The organism is Flavobacterium sandaracinum (assembly GCF_004349135.1).
Lineage (GTDB): Bacteria > Bacteroidota > Bacteroidia > Flavobacteriales > Flavobacteriaceae > Flavobacterium > Flavobacterium sandaracinum.
In genome coordinates, this window is record NZ_SMFN01000005.1 from 178349 (window position 1) to 199760 (window position 21412).

At 35.5% G+C, this 21412-nt stretch carries 24 protein-coding genes; 11 read left to right on the plus strand and 13 right to left on the minus strand.

The features are described from left to right. Position 1: 1 nt before the first annotated feature. From E0F91_RS06280 to E0F91_RS06295, 5 genes are read left to right on the plus strand one after another with little or no spacing between them, the layout of a single operon-like run. The gene (locus E0F91_RS06280; protein ID WP_132065468.1) at positions 2–1633 is read left to right on the plus strand and encodes a glycoside hydrolase family 43 protein; all 1632 of its coding nucleotides are present in this window, start codon (positions 2–4) and stop codon (positions 1631–1633) included. Between the two features lie 11 nt (positions 1634–1644). Continuing rightward, positions 1645–2733, plus strand: a complete 1089-nt coding sequence (gene pelA / locus E0F91_RS17950; RefSeq protein ID WP_243698851.1) for a pectate lyase — start codon at positions 1645–1647, stop codon at positions 2731–2733. After that, on the plus strand, positions 2709–3662 hold the full coding sequence (locus E0F91_RS17955; protein ID WP_243698852.1) for a pectinesterase family protein: 954 nt from the start codon (positions 2709–2711) through the stop codon (positions 3660–3662). Before pelA ends, E0F91_RS17955 begins: the two co-directional genes overlap by 25 nt. A 6-nt stretch (positions 3663–3668) precedes the next feature. After that, complete coding sequence (locus tag E0F91_RS06290) at positions 3669–4400, plus strand: rhamnogalacturonan acetylesterase (protein ID WP_243698853.1); 732 nt, start codon at positions 3669–3671, stop codon at positions 4398–4400. A 6-nt stretch (positions 4401–4406) separates the two neighbouring features. Then, entirely contained in the window at positions 4407–5765 is a 1359-nt protein-coding gene (locus E0F91_RS06295; RefSeq protein ID WP_132065469.1) for a glycoside hydrolase family 28 protein, read from the plus strand. Positions 5766–6842: 1077 nt separating this feature from the next. Here E0F91_RS06295 and E0F91_RS06305 read toward each other — a convergent pair. Genes E0F91_RS06305 through E0F91_RS06315 form a run of 3 tightly spaced genes read right to left on the minus strand, consistent with a single transcriptional unit; the run spans position 6843 to position 8366 of the window. Then, positions 6843–7796: a HipA domain-containing protein gene (locus E0F91_RS06305; RefSeq protein WP_165930096.1), complete on the minus strand. Its 954-nt coding sequence runs from the start codon at positions 7794–7796 to the stop codon at positions 6843–6845. Then, positions 7789–8121, minus strand: coding sequence for a HipA N-terminal domain-containing protein (locus tag E0F91_RS06310; protein ID WP_132065472.1), 333 nt, complete (start codon positions 8119–8121; stop codon positions 7789–7791). The genes E0F91_RS06305 and E0F91_RS06310 overlap by 8 nt, the downstream gene beginning before the upstream one ends. After that, on the minus strand, positions 8121–8366 hold the full coding sequence (locus E0F91_RS06315; RefSeq protein ID WP_132065473.1) for a helix-turn-helix domain-containing protein: 246 nt from the start codon (positions 8364–8366) through the stop codon (positions 8121–8123). Before E0F91_RS06315 ends, E0F91_RS06310 begins: the two co-directional genes overlap by 1 nt. 304 nt (positions 8367–8670) lie before the next feature. Here E0F91_RS06315 and E0F91_RS06320 point away from each other — a divergent pair, with 304 nt between their 5' ends. From E0F91_RS06320 to E0F91_RS06335, 4 genes are all read left to right on the plus strand, one after another. After that, positions 8671–9426 (plus strand): hypothetical protein, encoded by a 756-nt coding sequence (locus tag E0F91_RS06320; RefSeq protein ID WP_132065474.1) that lies wholly within the window; start codon positions 8671–8673, stop codon positions 9424–9426. 1 nt (position 9427) lies between these two features. Continuing rightward, the gene (locus E0F91_RS06325; protein ID WP_132065475.1) at positions 9428–9859 is read left to right on the plus strand and encodes a DUF5675 family protein; all 432 of its coding nucleotides are present in this window, start codon (positions 9428–9430) and stop codon (positions 9857–9859) included. Between the two features lie 63 nt (positions 9860–9922). After that, a complete protein-coding gene (locus E0F91_RS06330) occupies positions 9923–10150 on the plus strand; it encodes a hypothetical protein (RefSeq protein WP_341825469.1) in 228 nt (75 codons plus the stop codon). Next, entirely contained in the window at positions 10137–10316 is a 180-nt protein-coding gene (locus E0F91_RS06335) for a hypothetical protein (protein ID WP_132065477.1), read from the plus strand. Before E0F91_RS06330 ends, E0F91_RS06335 begins: the two co-directional genes overlap by 14 nt. 96 nt (positions 10317–10412) lie before the next feature. Here the strand turns inward: E0F91_RS06335 and E0F91_RS06340 are convergent, their stop codons facing one another. Continuing rightward, positions 10413–10832: a DUF6943 family protein gene (locus E0F91_RS06340; protein WP_132065478.1), complete on the minus strand. Its 420-nt coding sequence runs from the start codon at positions 10830–10832 to the stop codon at positions 10413–10415. Positions 10833–11569: 737 nt separating this feature from the next. Here E0F91_RS06340 and E0F91_RS06345 point away from each other — a divergent pair. Beyond that, positions 11570–11770 carry a hypothetical protein gene (locus tag E0F91_RS06345; RefSeq protein WP_132065479.1) on the plus strand — a complete coding sequence of 67 codons (201 nt, stop codon included), beginning with the start codon at positions 11570–11572 and terminating at the stop codon, positions 11768–11770. 397 nt (positions 11771–12167) lie between these two features. After that, positions 12168–12512 carry a Fic family protein gene (locus E0F91_RS06355; RefSeq protein ID WP_165930097.1) on the plus strand — a complete coding sequence of 115 codons (345 nt, stop codon included), beginning with the start codon at positions 12168–12170 and terminating at the stop codon, positions 12510–12512. 115 nt (positions 12513–12627) lie between these two features. Here the strand turns inward: E0F91_RS06355 and E0F91_RS06360 are convergent, their stop codons facing one another. From E0F91_RS06360 to E0F91_RS06400, 9 genes are all read right to left on the minus strand, one after another. After that, positions 12628–13698 (minus strand): hypothetical protein, encoded by a 1071-nt coding sequence (locus tag E0F91_RS06360; RefSeq protein WP_132065481.1) that lies wholly within the window; start codon positions 13696–13698, stop codon positions 12628–12630. Between the two features lie 148 nt (positions 13699–13846). Next, complete coding sequence (locus E0F91_RS06365; protein WP_132065482.1) at positions 13847–14167, minus strand: hypothetical protein; 321 nt, start codon at positions 14165–14167, stop codon at positions 13847–13849. Positions 14168–14386: 219 nt separating this feature from the next. Continuing rightward, positions 14387–15127 carry an N-formylglutamate amidohydrolase gene (locus tag E0F91_RS06370; protein ID WP_132065483.1) on the minus strand — a complete coding sequence of 247 codons (741 nt, stop codon included), beginning with the start codon at positions 15125–15127 and terminating at the stop codon, positions 14387–14389. A 12-nt stretch (positions 15128–15139) separates the two neighbouring features. Further along, a complete protein-coding gene (locus tag E0F91_RS06375; protein WP_132065484.1) occupies positions 15140–15529 on the minus strand; it encodes a hypothetical protein in 390 nt (129 codons plus the stop codon). A 151-nt stretch (positions 15530–15680) separates the two neighbouring features. After that, positions 15681–17027, minus strand: a complete 1347-nt coding sequence (locus E0F91_RS06380; protein ID WP_132065485.1) for an McrC family protein — start codon at positions 17025–17027, stop codon at positions 15681–15683. Then, positions 17028–18845, minus strand: a complete 1818-nt coding sequence (locus E0F91_RS06385; protein WP_132065486.1) for an McrB family protein — start codon at positions 18843–18845, stop codon at positions 17028–17030. A 135-nt stretch (positions 18846–18980) separates the two neighbouring features. Beyond that, positions 18981–19427 (minus strand): SHOCT domain-containing protein, encoded by a 447-nt coding sequence (locus E0F91_RS06390; protein WP_132065487.1) that lies wholly within the window; start codon positions 19425–19427, stop codon positions 18981–18983. A gap of 34 nt (positions 19428–19461) precedes the next feature. Then, complete coding sequence (locus E0F91_RS06395; protein ID WP_165930098.1) at positions 19462–19860, minus strand: lysozyme inhibitor LprI family protein; 399 nt, start codon at positions 19858–19860, stop codon at positions 19462–19464. A 53-nt stretch (positions 19861–19913) separates the two neighbouring features. Continuing rightward, the gene (locus E0F91_RS06400) at positions 19914–21407 is read right to left on the minus strand and encodes a type I restriction-modification system subunit M (RefSeq protein WP_132065489.1); all 1494 of its coding nucleotides are present in this window, start codon (positions 21405–21407) and stop codon (positions 19914–19916) included. Positions 21408–21412 lie beyond the last annotated feature (5 nt).

Consider the following 21412-nt stretch of genomic DNA (forward strand, 5'->3'; position numbering starts at 1 on the left):
AATGAGATTTTTGAAAGTATATATCGTATTATTAGTTGCCAGTAGTCAAGGTATGAGTGCTCAAATAAACGATGAAAAGAATTATTCAAAAGTATGGGTGGCTGACAATGGTGACGGAACGTATAAAAATCCCATTTTACATGCTGATTACTCTGACCCCGATGTGATCAGAGTCGGTGATGACTATTATATGACCGCTTCCTCGTTTAATTGCATTCCAGGCTTACCAATTTTACACTCTAAAGATCTGGTCAATTGGGAGTTGGTTAATTATGCACTTCAAAAACAAAGTCCATTTGATGTTTATGACAAGCCACAACATGGGAATGGTGTTTGGGCACCTTGCATTCGCTATCATGATGAAATGTTTTATATTTATTATCCGGATCCAGATTATGGTATTTATATGGTTAAAACCAAAGATCCAAAAGGATTGTGGTCAACTCCAATTCTTGTTAAAGAAGGAAAGGGAATTATAGATCCAACACCGTTGTGGGATGAGGACGGTACGGTATATCTTGCTTATGCCTTTGCAGGAAGCAGGGCTGGAATCAAAAGTCTTTTGGTATTATGTACGCTGAATTCAGAAGGGACTTTGGCCAATAATGATGATGCAATGATTATTGACGGACATGAAAATGAAGGCACTATTGAGGGACCAAAATTTTACAAACGTAATGGATTTTATTACCTGTTTGCTCCAGCGGGAGGAGTGGCCACAGGATGGCAAACCGTTTTGCGATCAAAGAATATATATGGTCCTTACGAAAAAAGGAAAGTATTGGAACAGGGTAAAACAAGTGTCAATGGTCCTCATCAAGGGGCTTGGGTAAAAACACAAACTGGTGAAGACTGGTTTTTTCATTTCCAGGATAAAGGGGCATATGGGCGAATTGTCCATTTACAGCCAATGAAATGGGTAGATAATTGGCCTGTCATAGGTGCCGATGAAGATAAAAACGGAATAGGAGAACCTGTTGCTAGTCATAAAAAACCTAATATTGGAAAAATTTATCCTTTAACCACTCCGCCTGATTCAGACGAATTTAATAGTCCATCATTAGGTTTGCAATGGCAATGGCAGGCTAACCCACAAGTGTATTGGGGACTACCAGGAACAAACGGACATTACACGCTATTTTGTCGTCCTTTACCAGAAAAAGCTGTGAATTTATTTGATGTGCCGAATATGCTACTGCAAAAATTCCCTGCAAATGAGTTTACCGCTACAGCAAAGATGACCTTTAACTCCCGTTTTGATGGGGAAAGTATTGGTTTCGTTGTTATGGGGTTGGATTACAGTTATCTTAAAGTAGAGCAGCAAGAAGGGGCGCTTTTTATTTCCCAAGTGACCTGTAAAAGTGCGGATAAAAAGGCACTAGAGATAGGAGCTAAAAGAGAGAAGTTGACAGTTAAAACATTCTATTTGCAGGTGAAAGTACATGAGGGCGGACGATGTAGTTTCTTTTATAGTACCGATGGAACTAAGTTTCAGTCAATAGGTGTTGATTTTCAATCCCGTGAAGGAAAATGGATTGGTGCTAAATTAGGCTTTACAGCTCTTAGAGAAGGGAAAGTTAACGATGCCGGAAGTTTGGCAATTGATTGGATTAGATTTAATAAAAACAATTAAAATAGAATAAAATGAATCATTTTAAGAAAGTCGCAATTTTTTTATTTTTCGCTGGTGTTACTTGTACTAGTTTACAAGCTCAAGTTCACGACAAATCATGGAAGAGTATTACTGAAATGCCTGAAGGAAAATGGTTTGCTTCTGCTGAAGCTAAAGCTATTGCCGAAAATGTCTTGCTTTACCAGCGTAATATAGGAGGTTGGGCAAAAAATATTCAGATGCAAAAAACACTTTCTGATGAGGAGAAAAAGGAGTTAATTAAACTTAAAAGTGATATGCATGATATCACTACTGATAATGGGGCAACTTATCAAGAAATGGTTTTTCTTTCGAAAATGTATAGACAAGTTCCGGACGAAAGATATAAAAAGGCATTCCTTTTGGGATTGGATTATATTTTAGAAGCCCAGTATGACAATGGAGGATGGCCGCAATTTTATCCGTTAAAAAAGGGCTATTATACTCATATCACCTACAATGATGATTCTATGGTCAACATTCTTAATGTGCTAAAGGAAATTAAGGATAAAACCGATTTTTATTCGATACAACCCTCAGAAGAAACAATTGCAAAAGTTGCTCTTTCTTTTAATAAAGGGATAGATTGTATTGTAAATACACAGTACAAGCAAAATGGAGTTTTAACTAGTTGGTGTGCACAGCATGATGCAAAAACACTGCAACCTGCTAAGGCAAGAGCGTACGAATTACCGTCATTAAGCGGCAAAGAATCGGCAAAAATTGTTCTATTACTGATGTCAATTGAAAATCCTTCACAAGAAGTAATTACAGCGGTAAATAGCGCAGTAGTTTGGTTTGAAAAAGTGAAAATAAATGGTTTACGTGAAGATCGAATATTGAATGCAGAAGGTAAAATAATGGACAAGAAAATGGTCCCAGATGCTAATGCACCTGCAATATGGGTGCGCTTTATGGAATTAGATGACAACAAACCATTTTTTTCGGATAGAGATGGGATTAAAAAATATGCACTATCTGAAATTGGCAGCGAACGTAGAAATGGATATGCATGGTATACAAATGAGCCTAAAGAAGTAGTGAAGCAATACGATAAGTGGAAAAAAAAAATTCAATTGTAAGTGAAAAAGCGAATAATGAGTTCAATATAGTGGTTGCCCAAGACGGAAGTGGTGATTTTATTAAAATTCAAGATGCTGTAAATGCTGCAAAAGCGTATCCAGATGAAAGAATTATCATTTTTGTCAAAAACGGAATTTATAAGGAAAAAGTTAAAATTCATTCTTGGAATCCAAAAATAACAATGGTTGGTGAAAGTCGTGAAAAGACAATCATTACCTATGACGATTATTTTAATAAAGTGGGTATGGGCAGAAATAGTACTTTTCATACTTATACCGTTTTAGTCGAAGGGAATGACTTTATTGCCAAAAATTTCACCATCGAAAATTCATCGGGAGAGGTAGGACAAGCGGTTGCACTAAACGTGAATGCCAATCGTGTCGTAATTACAAACTGTTCTATACTGGGAAATCAAGATACACTATATACCTCGGGTGAAGGGACTAAAAACTATTTTAAAGATTGTTATATAGAAGGAACAACTGATTTTATTTTTGGAGACGCTACCGTATTATTCGAAAATTGTATAATTAACAGTAAAAAAAATTCCTATATAACAGCTGCTTCTACTCCAGAAAACACCTCTTTTGGTTATGTATTTAAAAATTGTAAACTGACGGCTAGTGAAGGTGTTGATGAGGTCTATCTTGGAAGACCTTGGCGTATTTATGCAAAAACAGCATTTATTAATTGCGAAATGGGACAACATATAAAGCCAGAGGGATGGCACAATTGGTCTAAGCCAGAGGCTGAAAAAACTGCTTTTTACGCTGAATATAAATGCACTGGAGTAGGTTTTCAACCTAATAAAAGAGTCTCTTGGTCGCATCAGTTAAAAAGATCGGAGGCAAAGAAGTATACGATAGATGCAATTTTAGGGGACAATGAAAAAGAATTAAAATCAAAATGGTATTCAAGTTTTAAATAAATAGAGATGAAAATTAATTGGATTATTTTTTTATTCGTTACTGCAAGTTGTTTGGCACAAAAAACCACTATTTATGGTGTTGGCGATTCCACAATGGCCAACAAAGTCAACCCTAATGAAAATCCAGAACAGGGTTGGTTACAGGTTTTGGCTCCATTTTTTAATACTTCCGTAGTTATAGATAACAGAGCTGTAAATGGGCGGAGCACGCGTAGTTTTATAAATGAAAATAGATGGGACTCTGTAGTTAAAGTGCTTAAAAAAGGAGATTATGTTTTTATCCAATTCGGACATAATGATCAAAAAGTAGAGGATCCAAAACGCTATACTAATCCGCATACAGCCTACCGTAATAATTTAATTAGATTTGTTACAGATACCAGGGCCAAAGGAGCTACTGCCATTCTGTTTTCATCCATTGTGAGAAGAAATTTTAATGAACAAGGTACGCTGGTGGATACCCATGGCGAATACCCTTTGGAAGCTCGCTTAGTAGCTCAGGAATATGATGTTCCTTTTATTGATCTTCAATATTTAACAGAAAAATTGGAAGAGTTGTATGGAGTAGAAGGTTCTAAAAAACTGCATTTGCATTTTAAATCAGGAGAAACCCCTTATTACAAAGAAGATAAAGAGGATGATACGCACCTTTCAGCATTAGGAGCTAATGAGATTTGTAAATTAGTGATAACCGCTTTAAAAAAGACTGATTTAGCTTTAAAAAAACACATTAAGTAAACTACCATGAAACGAATTTCTATATTTCTAATAGCCATTTTATCTTTCCCTATTGTAGTGGCACAAACAGGTGCCAAGAACACCACTATTGAAATTGAGAAAATAGTGAATCGCATTGAGTTGCCTACTATTCCAAATTATAAAATAGAAGTTACACAGTTTGGTGCCAAAGGAGATTCGGTTACGAATTGCAAAGTGGCTTTTGATAAAGCGATGAAAGCATGTGAAAAGCGTAAAGGAGGAATTATAGTGGTGCCAAAAGGCGTTTACACTATTAATGGTCCGATACATTTTGTAAGCAATGTTGAGCTGCATTTAGAAGCAGGAGCAAAAATTAGGTTTGGCTCTAATCCAAAAGATTATCCATTAGTTCTCACTAGTTGGGAAGGAACTATGTTGTACAATTATAGTCCATTAATCTACGGTAACAATGTGGTAAACGTTGCTATAACTGGAAGTGGAGTTATTGATGGTGAAGCGAGTACTACTTGGAATAAATGGAAGCCTTTAGAAAAGAAAGACCAGCTTTTAAGTAGAGAAATGAATCATAATAATGTTCCAATAAAAGATAGAATCTTTGGTAGTGGACATTTTTTAAGACCACAACTCATTCAGTTTGTCAATTCAAGAAATATTTTAATTGAAAATGTCACCATTGAAGATTCCCCATTTTGGTGCGTTCATTTATTAAAATCGAAAAGTATTACCATTAGGGGACTTAAATATGATGCACAAAACTATAATAATGACGGAATCGACCCAGAGTATTCAAGTGATATTTTAATAGAGAACATTCAGTTTAATAATAGTGATGATAATATTGCCATAAAAGCAGGACGTGATAATGAAGGACGGGCTAACTCAGCAATGCCATCGGAAAATATTGTGATTAGAAACTGTGAGTTTAGAGGCTTACATGCTGTAGTTATTGGTAGTGAAATGGCTGCTGGAGTTCAAAACGTATACGTAGACAATTGCAAATCTAGCGGGTATTTGAAAAGAGGAATTTATATCAAAACTAATTCTGATCGAGGTGGATTTATAAAAGACATTAATTTTTCTAATATCGCCTTGGGTAAAGTGGAGGACTGTATTTATATGACCGCTAATTATCATGGAGAGGGAAGTGGTTTGTTTCCTTCGAAAATTTCAGCTATTTCTATTTCCAATATTAGTTGTGAGTCAGCTTCAAATGCTGCGATTGTAATCGAGGGTTTCCCAGAAAGCAAAGTAGAAAACATCACTTTGGATAGGATTTCAATAAAAGCAGCTAAAAACGGAATGACTTTAACGAATACAAAGAATATTAGTCTTAACGAAATTGTTATTGGGGATAAAATAGGAGTTCCGAGTTCAGTAAAATAAAAGGAAAATCTTGAAATGAAGTGTTATTTTTCAAAACTATTAATTTTTATTTGTGGTTAAAATTAAATAAGAACTACAAATTACACAAGTATATTGAAAAGCAAAATGCGTTAAAATTAATATTTGTGGATTAGTAAAATTCTTATTTATTTCTATTTATATTAATTTTTACTAATGAAAATTATAAGACTATGTTAATTAATTTATCAACCATAATCTTGAGCGATTGGTTAATGTCTGGTGCTTTGTATTGGAGGTGTTGAATAAGTATAGTTGGTTTTTTTATTTGGCGTTGAGCCCATAAACGTTTTCAACTTCTTCTATAATTTTATCAAACGTAACTCTATCAATGATTACTGGACTGAAAAAATCGATATCAATGAAAACACGGTGATTGTATATTAGAGCCAAATTTGGGCTAGAAATAAAAATAAAAAACCATAACATTTTGATTAACAGTTTTTTGGGGTTTTGATTCTGCGGAGAAAGAGGGAGTTGACATCTGTTTTTGAAGCGCCTACTTTCAGTACCTTTTGAATTGAGCTGTATTTGGGTAGCCGAATTTACCCCCCTATTAAATCGTAATGAATTCTATTAATTTGTGAGTAGTAAAAGTACGTAAAAATCTAGATATATCCTATACAAATTAAGGTCAACATCATCAAAAAATGAACAAGTACATGAATATGTGGTACACCATTTATTGATTAGGATACATTTAAAAGATGAACAGGTAGTTCTTATAATCCTGTTTAAATTATGGTCACGTAAAAAATATTTTTCATCCAATTATCAATGGCTCAACCTGTTCTATTTTTAGGCTTGTGTATTGACAAAATTCCTCTATCGAAACAAACTCATTTTGGAGCTTATTGAGATCATTTCTGATTTTTTGAAGCAGCCTTATGCTTTGTCGATAACTTTTGCCAGTAATGCGTTGTATGTCCTTTGGATAGATACAAAGCCTTTTGTTTAGGGTTTTCATACTTTATGTATAGCTTTGAGTTGGCTTTAACTTACTTTAATTATCTGTGATTCCCAATTTTACGTAAAGTTAAACAAAAAATTATTTGCTTATTAAGCGTGAAATAAACTACTGTATCTTTCCACTACTAGTAGTTTGTATTTTTCTTTGAATTCATCGGATAGGAATGAATTGTCGATCCACTGCATGGCAATTGGTTTATTTTTTTGGAATCGTTTTACTATTCCTTTTAGCTGTTTTTCGTTGAGACCAAGGTTTGTTCCTAGTGTTTGGAAATGCTCCCATTTTAGCTTTTTCTTTTTTCCATCAAGCGTTAAGGCTAGTTCTTCGGTGTCTTCTGGGTTTACTATGGCCACATTTAACAGATCATAGGCTGGTGCCAATGTCCAACTATCGCCCGTATTGATCATCGAGAAGTTTTTGAGGTGCATGTCGTTGTTTCCAGTCAGGAAGCTGAAAACTCCTAATTCTAAAAAGTATAGTTTGTCCAGTAAGGTGTTGTCTGAGAATTCGTTGATGGCTTTGCCTATTTTTTCCATCGAGCTTTTGTATTTGTCAAAAGCTTCCGTGATTTGGAACATGTCGAGCATGTGGATTTTTTCTCCAGTAGCTGATCTATCAATGCGTTTGGTAATATAAGAAAGCTCGCCAGATTGTAGTCGGATCAAGCTTGATTTTACAGTGTTAATTCCAAACGCTTCTGCAATGCGCATCGTTAGATGTTCATTTGCAGGCATTTCAGGGAATTGTTCGGATGGTGGTTTGAAAATGTAATTACCTCCCAAAGCACCTACCACGGTAAGACGTCCTTTATTCCCGTCCTGAATCGTGTCATTTACTATTGATAGTGATAGTTTGGGTTGTACCCCAGGTACTGTAACGCTTCGCTCCACCACATTTAGCGCTAAGGCGTTCATTTGTTGTAGGGTATGTTCAAATGCGGGTTGGTGTTTTGTTCCAAAAAATGCTACACTACATTGCTCGTGAAAATCACCTTCAATCCCGTCTTCTATAGCTTGATAACAGTATAAACAGTTCTTACTCATTTTCATTAGGTATTGGTTGAACACTAACGGCTCCGATACAATTTTGGCAACAGGCCAAAAGTAATCCCATACGGTCATTGGGGTTGATTTTCCAATTTTTGGATGCGATATCTAGTAACCAGCCTTCAGGAATTAGTCCTTCAAAAAAGGGGAATAATCGTTTGTCGGTATATGTTTTAGGACTTACTGGCATCGTAAAAGTCAGGAACTGTTTGGGATGTTGTTTGATATATTTTTCATCATATTCAAAGCGATATTCTCCTTCATCAGTCTCTGTTAGTATTCCCGCGTGGATGTCTTTATAAAGTATGGCAGCTTTTCTCATTATACTTTCTTTTCATTTTTGCCTGACTGTCCGGTAGACAGGGATAATTCTCTTGCGTTAACCGGTGCAAGGGTATGCCCAAACATGCGGAGCACTTGATTTACCTTCTCGAGATTGAGATTTTCTTTGCCCTGTTCTATTTTTCGAATAACGGTCAGCGCCACTCCAGCACGTTCTGCAAATGCTTCCTGGGTAAGGTTTACTTCATTTCTTTTTTCTTTTACAAAGTCGGCTAGTGTCATCATGATTATATGCATTTACATCGAATTAGAACAAATATATGAAATTATATGTAAAAGCATATAGTTTACTTACTAATTTACAATTTATATGTAATTACATATAATTACTTATACTTCCTAGCGGACAACCTCCTGTCATTTATGTCGCTTTATGCCATCTGTGTCTGATCCTGCCATCTGGTCGCCGAGGACTTTTTAATGTGATTTAATTGGCTAAAATTTGTATTCGAATCAATCTAAAAGTGTTGCAACAAAAAACAGATTGTATGTAGTAAAAGAGAAATATTAATTAAAAAATTTAGAAATTATGGCAAGGCAAAAAGGTATTATTAAATTGAAAGGTACTATCGGAGATATTACTTTTTATAAGACGAAAGACGGGCATTTGGCACGTGAAAAAGGGGGTATCGATGCGAGCAGAATTGCAAACGATCCTGCGTTCCAGCGCACGCGAGAAAATGGATCTGAGTTTGGAAGAGCGGGAAAAGCGGGAAAAACGCTGCGCACTGCGATGCGAAAATTGTTGCTTAATTCTGCTGACAGTCGCATGGTCAGTAGACTTACTCAATCAATGGTTAAAGTCATTCAGGCTGACGTAGTGAGCGAGAGAGGATTGCGAAATGTAATTGATGGCGAAACCGAATTGCTGACGGGATTTGAATTCAACATTGGCGGAAAGCTTGGTACTTCTTTATTTGCTCCGTTTGTTGGTGCTATTGATCGTGTTAGCGGTGATTTATCCATTGCGCTTGAGCCGTTTGTACCGGCTAATATGATTGCCGCTCCAAGTGGGAGTACGCATTTTAAAATCATATCTGGAGGAGCCGAAATTGATTTTGAAGCAGAAACCTTTGTGGTCAGCACATCCGAAACGGCAATTCTACCATGGGATACCAACGAAACCGTGGCCATCAATCAGGTAAATTCCGTAACGGCAAACAGCACCAAACCGTTATTTTTAGCTCTGGGAATCGAATTTTATCAAGAGGTGAATGGTCGAATGTATCCGCTAAAAAATGGGTCTTACAATCCATTATCTCTGGTACAAGTTAGCGGACTCTAATATGGTCCTGGTGTTAAACAGAACGTATTTTTCCGAAGGTACACAGGGCACTTTAGAATGGAACGGCACCCTAGTTTGTTATACCATCGAGCTGCCCTGGTTGCAAAACCAGCGTCGCGTGTCCTGTGTTCCCGAAGGAGAATATGTTTTACGGCAGCGTTTTAGTCCAAAATTTAAATGGCACTTGCATTTACAAAATGTTCCGGGAAGAGATTTGATCTTAATTCATCCCGCCAATGACGCCAAAAAAGAATTATTGGGCTGTATCGCTCCTGTAAGTATGCACACCGGAATAGGGAAGGGAGGCAGCTCGCGCAAAGCATTCTTAAAGCTGAAAGCTTTAGTAAATGCCGCTTTAGAGCGAAATGAAGCAGTAAAAATAAGTATTCAATCTCATCTTACGACTCCATTTAGTGATTCAAGGATAAAATAAAGTATAAAAATCATGACTATAATTGAACGCGCACAAGCGCCTGTACCAAAGTTTTTTAAAGTTTTGCGAACTATCGGAGTAGCACTACTCACCATCAGTGGTAGTATCATTGCTGCACCAGTTGTTTTACCAGCCGTGGTGATCAGTGTTGCGGGTTACGCAGCACTTGCGGGAGGAGTCATTTCGGTGATTAGCCAACTCACGGTAGATGGCGAACTGGTAAAGGATCAAGTTAGCATTTCCAAAGTGAAAAAGGACAATCAAAATTCACCACGAAATGGAATCAAATAATAGTATATCCGTGGGAACTGCAGCAGGAACTTTGTTGAGTGTTATGCCTAACATTGCTTCTGAAGATGTTGCAAAAACAGTTATCTTAGCAGTGTTGGGCGCCATTGTAAGTTTTATCGTGTCGCTCCTCTTAAAATCCTGTACAAAATTAAAAAAGAAACAATGAGACCCTGAAACAAGTTCAGGGTAAAATAATTCGGGTTTGGCTTGGTAACCTTTTTCCGAATTTAAAAGAAGGCCTGATCGCAAGATCAGGCCTTCTTTATTTACTATATCCTAGTACTATTATTCTCCTCATTTCATTAATCAGCACTCTATTTTTATTTAGTTGGTCCTCTTTTTGTTCCAGTAACCTCAACGCAATAATTTGTTTTTTGTGTAGTTCGTGTTCCTGTAGCATTTCGGTAGATTTTAAAATGAAACTTTTCTTGAAATCCGTAATTCGTAAAAATGGAATTACGGACCCAATTAAAAATTGGTGCCAAAAATGTGATTTCCAAAGACTATACGCTAACCAGTAAATTATTTCGGCATCTTCTTCTTTTTCGAACAGGATTACAAAACTGTTGGTAAATGGTTCTTTTTGAGGCTTACCACTGTTCATTCCTTTGTTTAAAATGAAGATAGATTTTGAGGTATACACCGTACCTTTTTGGTGCGTCTTAATGATGAAATTCGGCATAAATGATTGATTTAAAAAATTAGACTTTATTTTTTGAAAAGAAAAAAGAGAAAAAAAGAAAGCCATACGTACAGCAGAAATGACGAACGAAAACGGAGGAGAACCCTGAAACTAATATTGGAAGAGACCCTGAAACAAGTTCAGGGTAAACCGACTGAAAGTGAGGAATGCATGCTAAACTTGCTTGATTTTTTTCTTTTTCTTTTCAAGAAATACTGTTCGTCTCGCAAGAGGATACTCTCAGCTGATTATCAACTGAAAACGGCAATCAAACACCCCCAAGCACCGCAAGGAATGGAGCGCAATGGAGCGGTAGCGGAAATGAAGCGTAATGTATGAGGAGCGAAGTGGCGGGGTTGCGGCAATCGAACAGCTGCCATAGATGCGGGAATTGAGCGCCCTTCGACTGCGCTCAGGATGACAGAATGTGGGAGAAAGTATTGTGGCTTATTGCTAGGTAGAGGGAGCGAAATGGAGTAGGTATGAGCGTGTAACGGCGGGGAAAAAATAAAAGGCTCCCGCTTTTTAGCGGGAAACCTTGATTTAGGGCAAAGTGATGTTTTTACGGAACGGAGCCAACCCCGACAGCTGTGCGAAGGAGCAACCGCTGAAAAAACGGAGGGCGGCAGACAAAATATGGCTGGAATGTAGAGAAGCGTAGCCTGCGGAGCGTAACGAAATGAAGCGGTATTATGGATGCATAAGCCCGACCGAACGCAGGAAGAGACCGTGTGAAGATGAGGAACAAAACGGCGCAAAAAAATAGCTGTCCCGCCTTTTCTTTTAGCGGGACTGCTATTTTTTTTGTGCTGTGCAGTGACAGCGGAATGGAAGGAAACCCTAAAGAAAATCATGTTAAAGACCCTGAAACCAGTCAGGGTGAACTGACTGGAGCTGCCGAACGGAACAAAGGGAACGACCGGAGAGAGACCGCTTGATTGCCCGTGATGTTTAACGGAAATGTTCTTTTTAATATAGAAATACTTCATTAATACAGAGAAATACGCTGCTATTCTCACGGTATTAAATAGTCTTCATAGTTAAAATATCCATTAATCTGTGTATATTTAGAATCGATTACTTAGATTTGCACTATGTTAATGACAAGGCAAGACATATTATCTTTAAAAAATCTTTCAACAGTAAAGGACTTCGTTTCTGTTGATAGGATTCCCGCTGCTTTTAAAAATGATTTTCAAAGATTCTTTTTTGGAAAAACTTTGGTGAAAGATAATGACACTCTTTTTGCTTACCCTCACGATATTAAGATGTGGGTTCGCTTTATATTTAATAAATATAAAGATTAATTCGTTTCATTATAATTTAGCTATTATTATGGCTTCGCATATGGGATTATTTAACAACCGCTTTGAAAGGATTGACAATGCTAATGAAGCCACGCATATACTTTCTGTTTTGGCCTATTTTCATAATATTTTTTTAAACAAAATTCATCCCTTTGCGGATGGTAATGGCCGAGTTTGCCGAATTATTATGGGAGCGATCATGATGCAATACAATTGCCATCCGATATTTCCTCTTATCACAGATGAGGAACATCAATTTGAATATATTTCTACCATTGTGAAATGTGAATTAGAAAATAGTGATGATTTATTGGTTCGTTATTTTGCCAAAGGAATGACTGAAAGTTTACTTCAGAGAGTTTACGAGTTTTAATTGAAGTTGCTCTTAAAAAAAATAGTTAAAAACACAATATGAATATACCTTAATAATCAATCAATATTTGGTAGTAAGTGGTTGACTGTTGCTATTTTACTATTTCGTTTTTATCCTAGCTATCTAATAACTCATCAGGACTGTTGATTAATGGATCCAACCAATTTGCTTTGGCTGTGGCCCAGTTTATCCATTCTTGCTTCTCTAGTGTTAAGTTATTCATATTTAATGCATGTTGCTTTTCTGCATCAATGTATTGGCGAATCAAGAGCGTTTTGTTGTATTGTTCTGATAAGGCTACTAACTTATTGTATTTGGTAATTTCTTCATCTCTTATCTTTTTAATTTCAGCTTTACGTTTTTCTTCTTCTTCTCTTTTTAAATTAGCTATTCTTGACCATTCTTTCCATTCTTTTTCTTTTTCGGCTAAGACTTCTAGTTTAGCAACAATTTTCGCTAAGAGTTCTTCAATTTTTACGTGACCGTCTCTCCATTCACGTTCCCCGGAGCGTCTTCCAATTTTAAAAATGAACTCACCAGTTGGTACGTAATCTGAAGTTTCGTATTTGGTTGTTGCTGGAATTCTTTTTTTAGCTTCCCTTAAATCTATTTCAATAAAAACCTCATCAATTACAACACATGCATTACCATATTGTTTTGATATTGTATGACCTCTATATCTTATTAATTTTGTTAAGGTATCCATAAATATCAAGCCTCTTTCTCTATTATTTTTTTCCACTCTGATTGGATATACTATTCTATTATCGTCCCAATATGAAGTGAATTTCATTTTACCATTCCAATAGTCTTTGGTTTGAATGGTTAAAACATCAGGTTTTGTAATTTTGTCTGGAACGACTAAGGGAGCTTGTGGATCATTTTCTATTTCCTTGGTATGTATTGTTAATGGAGTTTGATCTACATTGATTGGATTTCCTTCTTCTCTTATGGTTAAAATGATTGTATCCACGCTACCAAAAACAGGATTTAACTTTTCTATTTTAACCTTTTTATTGAATTTGAGTTTTAACCAATAGCCATTTGGAGGCATTGGTATCTCAAATTGGTTGCATATTTTCTTTATGCCATTATTTGAAAATGCATACTGCATTGTTAGTTTGGAAAGAGGTGTTGACCAAACTAAATCATATAATTGTTTTCTGGACAGTTCTTTAGTTTCCATATAAATTGTCTTTTTTGAATCAAGTAATAAAGGTACCTAATGTTCCTCAGAAAATGAAATTAGCGAAATGGAGCAAACAGCAATGATGAGTTAGGAATACCTGAACTAGCCGTGGATTTTAGGCTCCTGAATGAGATCATTAAATCAACTAATCTACATACATTGTGATACGGAATGCTAGTTTTTTGGCTCTGCAGCTGGGGCAGTAATTCCCTTCTTCATTAAAGTATAGATCAAAATTACTGAATCTTTTATCATTGTAATTATCCCCTTTTAAATCATCATCGGAATAAAATAGATATTGCCCTGAATCTTTATGTTTGTAATGATTGACATTTTCGAATTCTAAAGTTTCTTTATTGATTGCTGGAACAGGACAAGATGTTAAATGACTGAATCTACCGCCACCTACTCTAAATTCGTTTTTAAAACCGCAGCTGCGGCATAAGGTTGCTACTATGTTTCCCATATTTTACTTATTTGCAATTGTAATTTTATTGTAATCTTGACATTTAAAAAATATATAGCAGTAATGCTTACTCTTGTTTTTCTGTCGGCATATTTGATTTTAAGAGATTTGGTGCGATTTAAACGTATTGTTTTCTAGCGCAACAGGCTTTTGGTTTTGCTATTTTTTTGCGATGTAGCAATATTCGTATCGAAAAAAAATCAAGTTCACTAGCACCTTCTATAAACTACGTAAACCAGCTAAAAATCCTTGTACAACACTTTTTGTGTGTTCAAAACTTTCGGATTTTTGATTGATCGGTTCGTTGAGGTACAATCTTCGATTGACTTCTAGCATAATGGATTGCACCTGCTTGTTTTTATGGTAGTGTTCCATGGGTACCATAGTGCCGCTGTAAGGGGTGTCAATACCTAATGAATAGCCTAAATTTTCAAAGTAGTCTTTCGAAAAATCGATTAATTTTTGAGGCGTATGAAATGCATCGGTACCAATATTGTAATCGGGGGTGTTCGTATCTTGCACTAACGCTCTTTGTAAAGGGACTGAAGGAAAGGAATGGCAATCGACTACTAGCGCTTTTTCAGTTAGTTGCAGCTGCTCTAGCACGCTACTGTTTAATTTTTTGTGGTGTGGGTCATAAAAATTTTCTAAAATGAATGCCCTGTTATGAGCTGTCACTTCGCGCATTTTGTCGCCGTTGTCGAGGGTTTCGTATAGCACACCCATGCCAAACTTTGCCATTACCTCCTGACTGTCATCCGTTAAACGCTCTGGGTCGCAAAAGATACGGGAGAAAGGAGCGACTAAGCTGACATCCGTTGGATTGCTAAATAATTCATCGGTATACCAATCTGTTAGCTTACCCATTTCAGCATTGAGAATATCTTGCTCAACGACATAACCTTGTAGTGATGGAATTATGGTGGAGGAATGCGGAATGTGTAGTATTAATTTTTTCATAGTTCTCTTTTTTTACAACTGAATTTTAGGATCTATTTCATCTGATTTTTCCAAGCAAATGGTATCATCTGGAAATATTATAACCGTTCTAACTTGATCTAAGCTTTCCATAAGCAATTGTACTAATTGCAGGATTGCTTCTTTCAGCAGTTTTTCGGTAGTTGGGAATTTAGGATATTGTATAAAATCGAGCGTTACCGATGGTTCTTCCTGACCTAAGAAAACAATTTCACATGGCGTAAGTTTTATGCTTAAAGCTACACCCAACTCTTTTTTGATTTTTTCTTGGGATTGGAACACTACTTTTTTAAAATCAATCAAAGTAATAGGTTCGTTTGAATATGCTTTGTATAATCCTATTGTTGCATGGGCCGCGTACGTTTTAATGCTTATGCTGTTCATATTATATTTAATTGTGTTTTTACTTCCAGATACAAGTGTTGAATTGATTTGAAGCCGAGTGCATTAGTCCACCTTTTTAGTATTCTCAAGATGCTATTTCTAACACCATATTGTTGTTTATTAGCAATCTAAGCCAATGCTACACTGTAGCTTACACTTTTAGTATTTCGCTTAATTCACTAAATAAAATAGCTCTTAAACCTTCAAAATAGTTGCTCAGCTTCATGGATTTGTTTTCTAATGATAAGTCCCTATCTAAAATAGTCAATTGATGAGCCGTAATGGTGATTTTTTCATTACCAGCTAATTCATCAATAATCTCTATCTTTTTTAAATGGGTCGTATTGTGCTTAACTGAATTGGGATATAATAACTTTATTTCAGTCGCTTTAAAACGAATTGCATAAGCAACCATCTGGTATAAGTCGTTTTGTGAGATACCGTTTTTTTTGTCAATACTATCGTCATATACGATTTTGTATTTAGTATCCGCAATAATTTTTTTACCATTCACTTCTAATAGTAAATCAGGTTTTAAACCAAAAACCTTATCTACATCTAAGCTATATTTGGCTTGACTTTTAGCTTTAACTTCATTCAATTCTTTGTCTATAAAACCAAAGATAAAATCTTCAAAAACATATTCCATTGGTAATAAAAATGCAAATAATTTTAAATCATTTTTATAGTTAAACGAGACACTATTCTCCAAAAACAACACACAATAATCCCTAACGGTTTCAAAATTAGAAAGCATAGGGTTGAATTGAATTTTCTTGCATTCCGCAGCAGAAATATAATTATCGGAAACTTCGTCAAGGATAAATAAAATATCGTTTAAATTCCGCTTGTTTTGCTGGTCTTTGGTTGTAGACAAAAGCATTTTAGAAACATACTTGACACACTGGTTGAACGAATTATCAATTTCAAAAGAGTCATAAATACAATTTACTTTGTGATTGCGTCCACGAGCCAGGTTTTGATTGATGTATTCATTAAAATTCATTCTTCCTTTTACGAAAGACAATTCACTCTCTACCTCAACATATTTTTGATACACAGCAGCGTTTAATAATTCCTTGGTGTATTTGCTAAACAGGTAAATCAATATTTCAAAAAAGTCAGCTTGTTGCGCATTTAAGCCAGAAAGATAATTGGGAAAACGGAGTTTCCTGCAATAACTCAACCACCACAAAACGTGTGAATTAATAATTTTTATATCTTCCGCAGTAGGTTCATTGCCGTTGTAAAAAATCTTTGGAAGTAAATTAATGGTTTGGTTCTCAAAATGAATCACACCCACAAACTTATTGGATTTTAGTTCTTTATTTTTATGCAAAAACTGCAAAAAATGTTGCACCTCTTCTCGATTTTCGTCTTCATTGTAATACGATGACTTTTCTCTTTTGTTCCAAATAGCATCTAGGAACAGCTCGAGATTATCGAAATGCTCTTCCGGAAAAGCTACTTTATTTTGGTATTCAAAGAGGTTTATCATTTAGGATATCATTTGTAAAGGCCATCCACCAACATTAAGTTCTGCCGCCTGTAAAATAGCGGTAACTTCCTTTTCATCATTCATAAAATATTCCAATAGTAGCGGAATCACTTTGTTGTTGATCGTTTTTGTTCTTGAATAATTATCACTCATAAAATAAGCATGACCAATTGTAAAATCATGATTTTTTCTATCGAGAATAGCCTTATTTATTGCAATTAAAATTTCCCTATCATGAACCGCTTCTAAAGTTGCATCGGGATACATGGGAACAAACTCAAAACGTCTTCGCAATGCAATATCCAACAACGCTATTGATTTATCAGCGGTATTCATCGTACCAATAATAAACAAATTCGATGGCACTATAAATGAATCTCCTGATGGTAGAGTCACTCGCATGGGTATTTTACCGTGGGAACGTTTGTCTTCCTCGATCAACGTTATTAACTCGCCAAAAACTCTCGATATATTGGCACGGTTAATTTCGTCAATAACTATGACATAATTTTGTTTTTGTACAACTTCTACGTTGCTTTTACCATTTTCTAAAAGTAATTCTAAAATGGGATTGTAATAAGGTTGCAAGCCTCCAAGAATTAAATCATTTAAGCCTTTGTCATACATTTTTCGTAAGGTGTTAATGCTTAAAGTATGATTAGAAGCTCCAATGTTCTTTCTAAATTCTATCGATTTATCGCCCACTTCAGTAATGAAAAAGGATGACTTTTTCATTTTGACTTCTAATTCTTCAACATCTCCTTCGTTTAAAGGATGTGTTAATTCTTGAAAAACAATATCGAAATCTTTTTTAGCAGTAGCTGGGTTTTTAGAAGATTCTAAATTTTTTAAAGCTCTATCGGCAATACGTTTAAAGACTCCATCCTTTTTTTCAAAAGTAAGTGCGCTTCCATTTTCGGTATCGGGGCGTAAGCCTTGAATAAAGTCTTCGTAGCTGTAGTTCTGGTGAAAGGTGATGAACTCAATTTGAGTTCCCAAATTATTATTGAAAACCTCTAAAGCTTCATCATAATTTATGTATTCATTTCCAGTAACTATCTTAGCCGCTTCTAAAACAGTGTTGTAGGTTTTTCCTGTTCCTGGTGGTCCGTATAGGATTTGGTTGAGTGGAAATGGTAGTTCATCATTTGTAGTGTCATTTTTACTGATTAAATCTAGGCTTTGATTTTGTGCTGATACCTTCTCTTTAATTACATGTGAATATTTATCAAAACGGGTTTCCATTTTTTTGTGCATACTTTCAAATTCATCCGAAGTAATTCGATGTGCAATAAATTCTGGATTAATTCTTTTTTCTCTTGTAACGTGTTCGTTTACTAAAGGAATAATATAATCAATATCTTTTTCAACATCTACAAGCATTTCTTCAATTGTTTCATAACTTGCTTTCTTCGTTTTAGTTCGAAGATTAAACATTTTATGTTTTTCAGAAGTTTGTTTTTGCAACCCTGGGAAGTCCGACAAATCACTTCTAAGTGATTTGAGTAGATTGAGGACCGAAATATTTTGATTACCCTCTGGCGAAGCCGTTTGATTAAAATCAACAAAATATTTATACCCGGATTTAGTATATTCAAAAATTAAACCAATACAGTCACCGGAAGAACCTGGAAAACCTACAGGTAAGGTCCAAAAAGTAGTACTGAAATATTTTGAATTTTCAGTTCCAATAAAATAATCCAATTCTGCACCTTTAGAACCATTTTGTCGTACTGAAAAAGTGAAATTTACATCTTTGTTATGCTTGATCATTAACCAATCATATACTTGCTTTTCGTAATCTTTGTATGATATCATAATTATTTTACCCTTAAATGTGGTTTTCTCATGCTCTAATCTCTGTTTACAACCGATTTTACATTTGATTAATCATTCCTTTTTAGCCTTTAAATTGTCTCGAATTTTGAGATCTTATTTTATGAAATGGTTATTCTATGCAAAACATTTCTTTTTTTGTTCTTGAAATTCTTCTTCGGTTATCAATCCTTGTTGTTTTAGCTTACCTAATCTCTCAATTTGATTGAGTACTTCATCCATTTTTGTACTTTGTTTTGAAGTATTCAAATTATTATATATTGGCGGAACAGCAATATTGGCTGCTTGAGTATTATCTACTGTAGTGAGTTTGTTTTTTGATTTTTTTGATTTGGATGCAATCATAACTGCCCCTAGAATGCTAAATAGTAAACCACAGCCTATTAATACAAGTCCTATCGCTTGTTGTTCATTGTCTTTTTCGTTGTAAGTTTCGCTAAATTCATTTTGAATTTGTCCTTCAAATGATCTATTTCTTGTTGCTAAATCCGTTAATGCAACAATTCCGATCCCAATTCCGAAAACTCCAATTAATAGGAAAAGAATGCCAAAGAATTTTTTCATATCATCTGCTTTTATATTCTTAATCAAATACTAATTAATTTTTCATTTTAACTGAGCCACTGCAGACGCCTTCTTCAGGAATTCCTACTAACCATATTTTTAAGTCTTTAATTCTTTTTATGGTTAATTCGGTCATATACATACTCCAGCATGTTGGTTGAATACTTCCATAATATCCAGATTCTCTTGGGGGATATTTCATATTTACTTCTGCATCACGAAACTTGATCCAAATATTTTGAGCTATTTTAAGGTTTTTGATAAATACCAAGTCAGAGCTGTATTCTTTTAAAATCTTTTTATACGTTGAATTGAGCTCTTTATCTGCTTTTTGAAATTCAGTATTGGCATCAGTATTCATTTCTAATTGGGTTTGAGCATTACTCAAGAAAGAGATCAGGAAAAAGGATGCGAAAATTAAAAGTTTTTTCATATTTTTTTTTAATGTATTATTGATATTATTTTTTAGTTTATTGGATAGATGTTTTACTTCAACGAAGCAATAATCGTCCTAAAACTATCTAAACTTGCTTCAATATTCTCTACGATTTCTGAGGCTAAAATATCAGGATCGGGGAGGTTATCTAAATCGGCTAGGGATTTGTCTTTTAACCAACTAATGTCTAAACTCGTTTTATCTCTAGCAATGATTTCTTCATACGAGAACTTTCTCCAACGTCCTTCGGGATTGGTTTCCGCATTATAGGTTTCTGTGCGTTTGTGTCTGTTTTCAGGATTGTAAAGTGTGATGAAATCTTTAAGATCGCTCAACTTCAACGGGTTCTTTTTTAAAGTATGATGGATATTTGTTCTGTAATCATACACCCAAGTTTCCTTTGTCCAAACGTCTTTGCTGGACGGTTTTCCGTCAAAGAATAAAACGTTTGCTTTTACACCATTTGCATAGAAAATACCTGTTGGCAATCTCAAAATAGTATGTAAATCGGTGGTTTCTAAAAGTTTCTTGCGTACGGTTTCCCCAACACCACCTTCAAACAAAACATTATCTGGTAAAACTACTGCTGCTATTCCATTAGTTTTAAGCATCGTGCGGATGTGTTGCACAAAGTTCAACTGCTTGTTGCTGGTTGTAACCCAAAAATCCTGACGATTATAGGTCAAATCTTCTTTTTCTTGTTCTCCTTCCGCATTGGTAAAGGTCATGCTGCTTTTTTTACCAAAAGGCGGATTGGCCAAAATATAATCGTAACGGGTACCCGAATCTGTTATCAAAGAATCGTTTGGAGAAATAAAGTTAGCTGAATCAATGTCCCCAATATTATGCAAAAACAAGTTCATCAATGCCAAACGTCTGGTACTTGCCACAATCTCGTTACCAAAAAAAGTTTCGTATTTCAAGAACTGTTTGGCTTCTTTGTCTAAATCTCTATGATCTACAATCCAATCGTAAGCTGCCAAGAAAAAACCTCCCGTGCCACAAGCTGGATCCGCAATGGTTTTTAACGGTTCTGGACGCAAACATTCTACCATCGCTTTGATTAGTGGGCGAGGAGTAAAATACTGTCCTGCGCCACTTTTGGTATCCTCTGCATTTTTTTCTAGTAAGCCTTCATAGATATCACCTTTGTCTTTCACGCCCATCAATATCCAGTTCTCGGCATTGATCAACGCAATTAATTTGTACAACTTAGCGGGATCTTGTATTTTGTTTTGGCTCTTCATAAATATTTGCCCCAAAATGCCTTTTTCTTTGGCGAGTTCACGAAGCATGCTGTTGTAATGCGACTCTAGCTCTGTACCGCTTTTGTTGGTTAGTGTTTCCCAAGCATACTCAGTAGGAATTGGCATTTCTCTATTGTGCGGCGGCTTGCTGTATTCATCTGCCATTTTTAGGAAAAGCAAATACGTTAATTGTTCTAAGTAATCGCCATAACCTACACCATCATCTCTCAAGGTTTGACAGAATGCCCATACTTTGCTTACTATACTGGATGTATTTGCTGAATTTTCTTTGCTCATTGTTT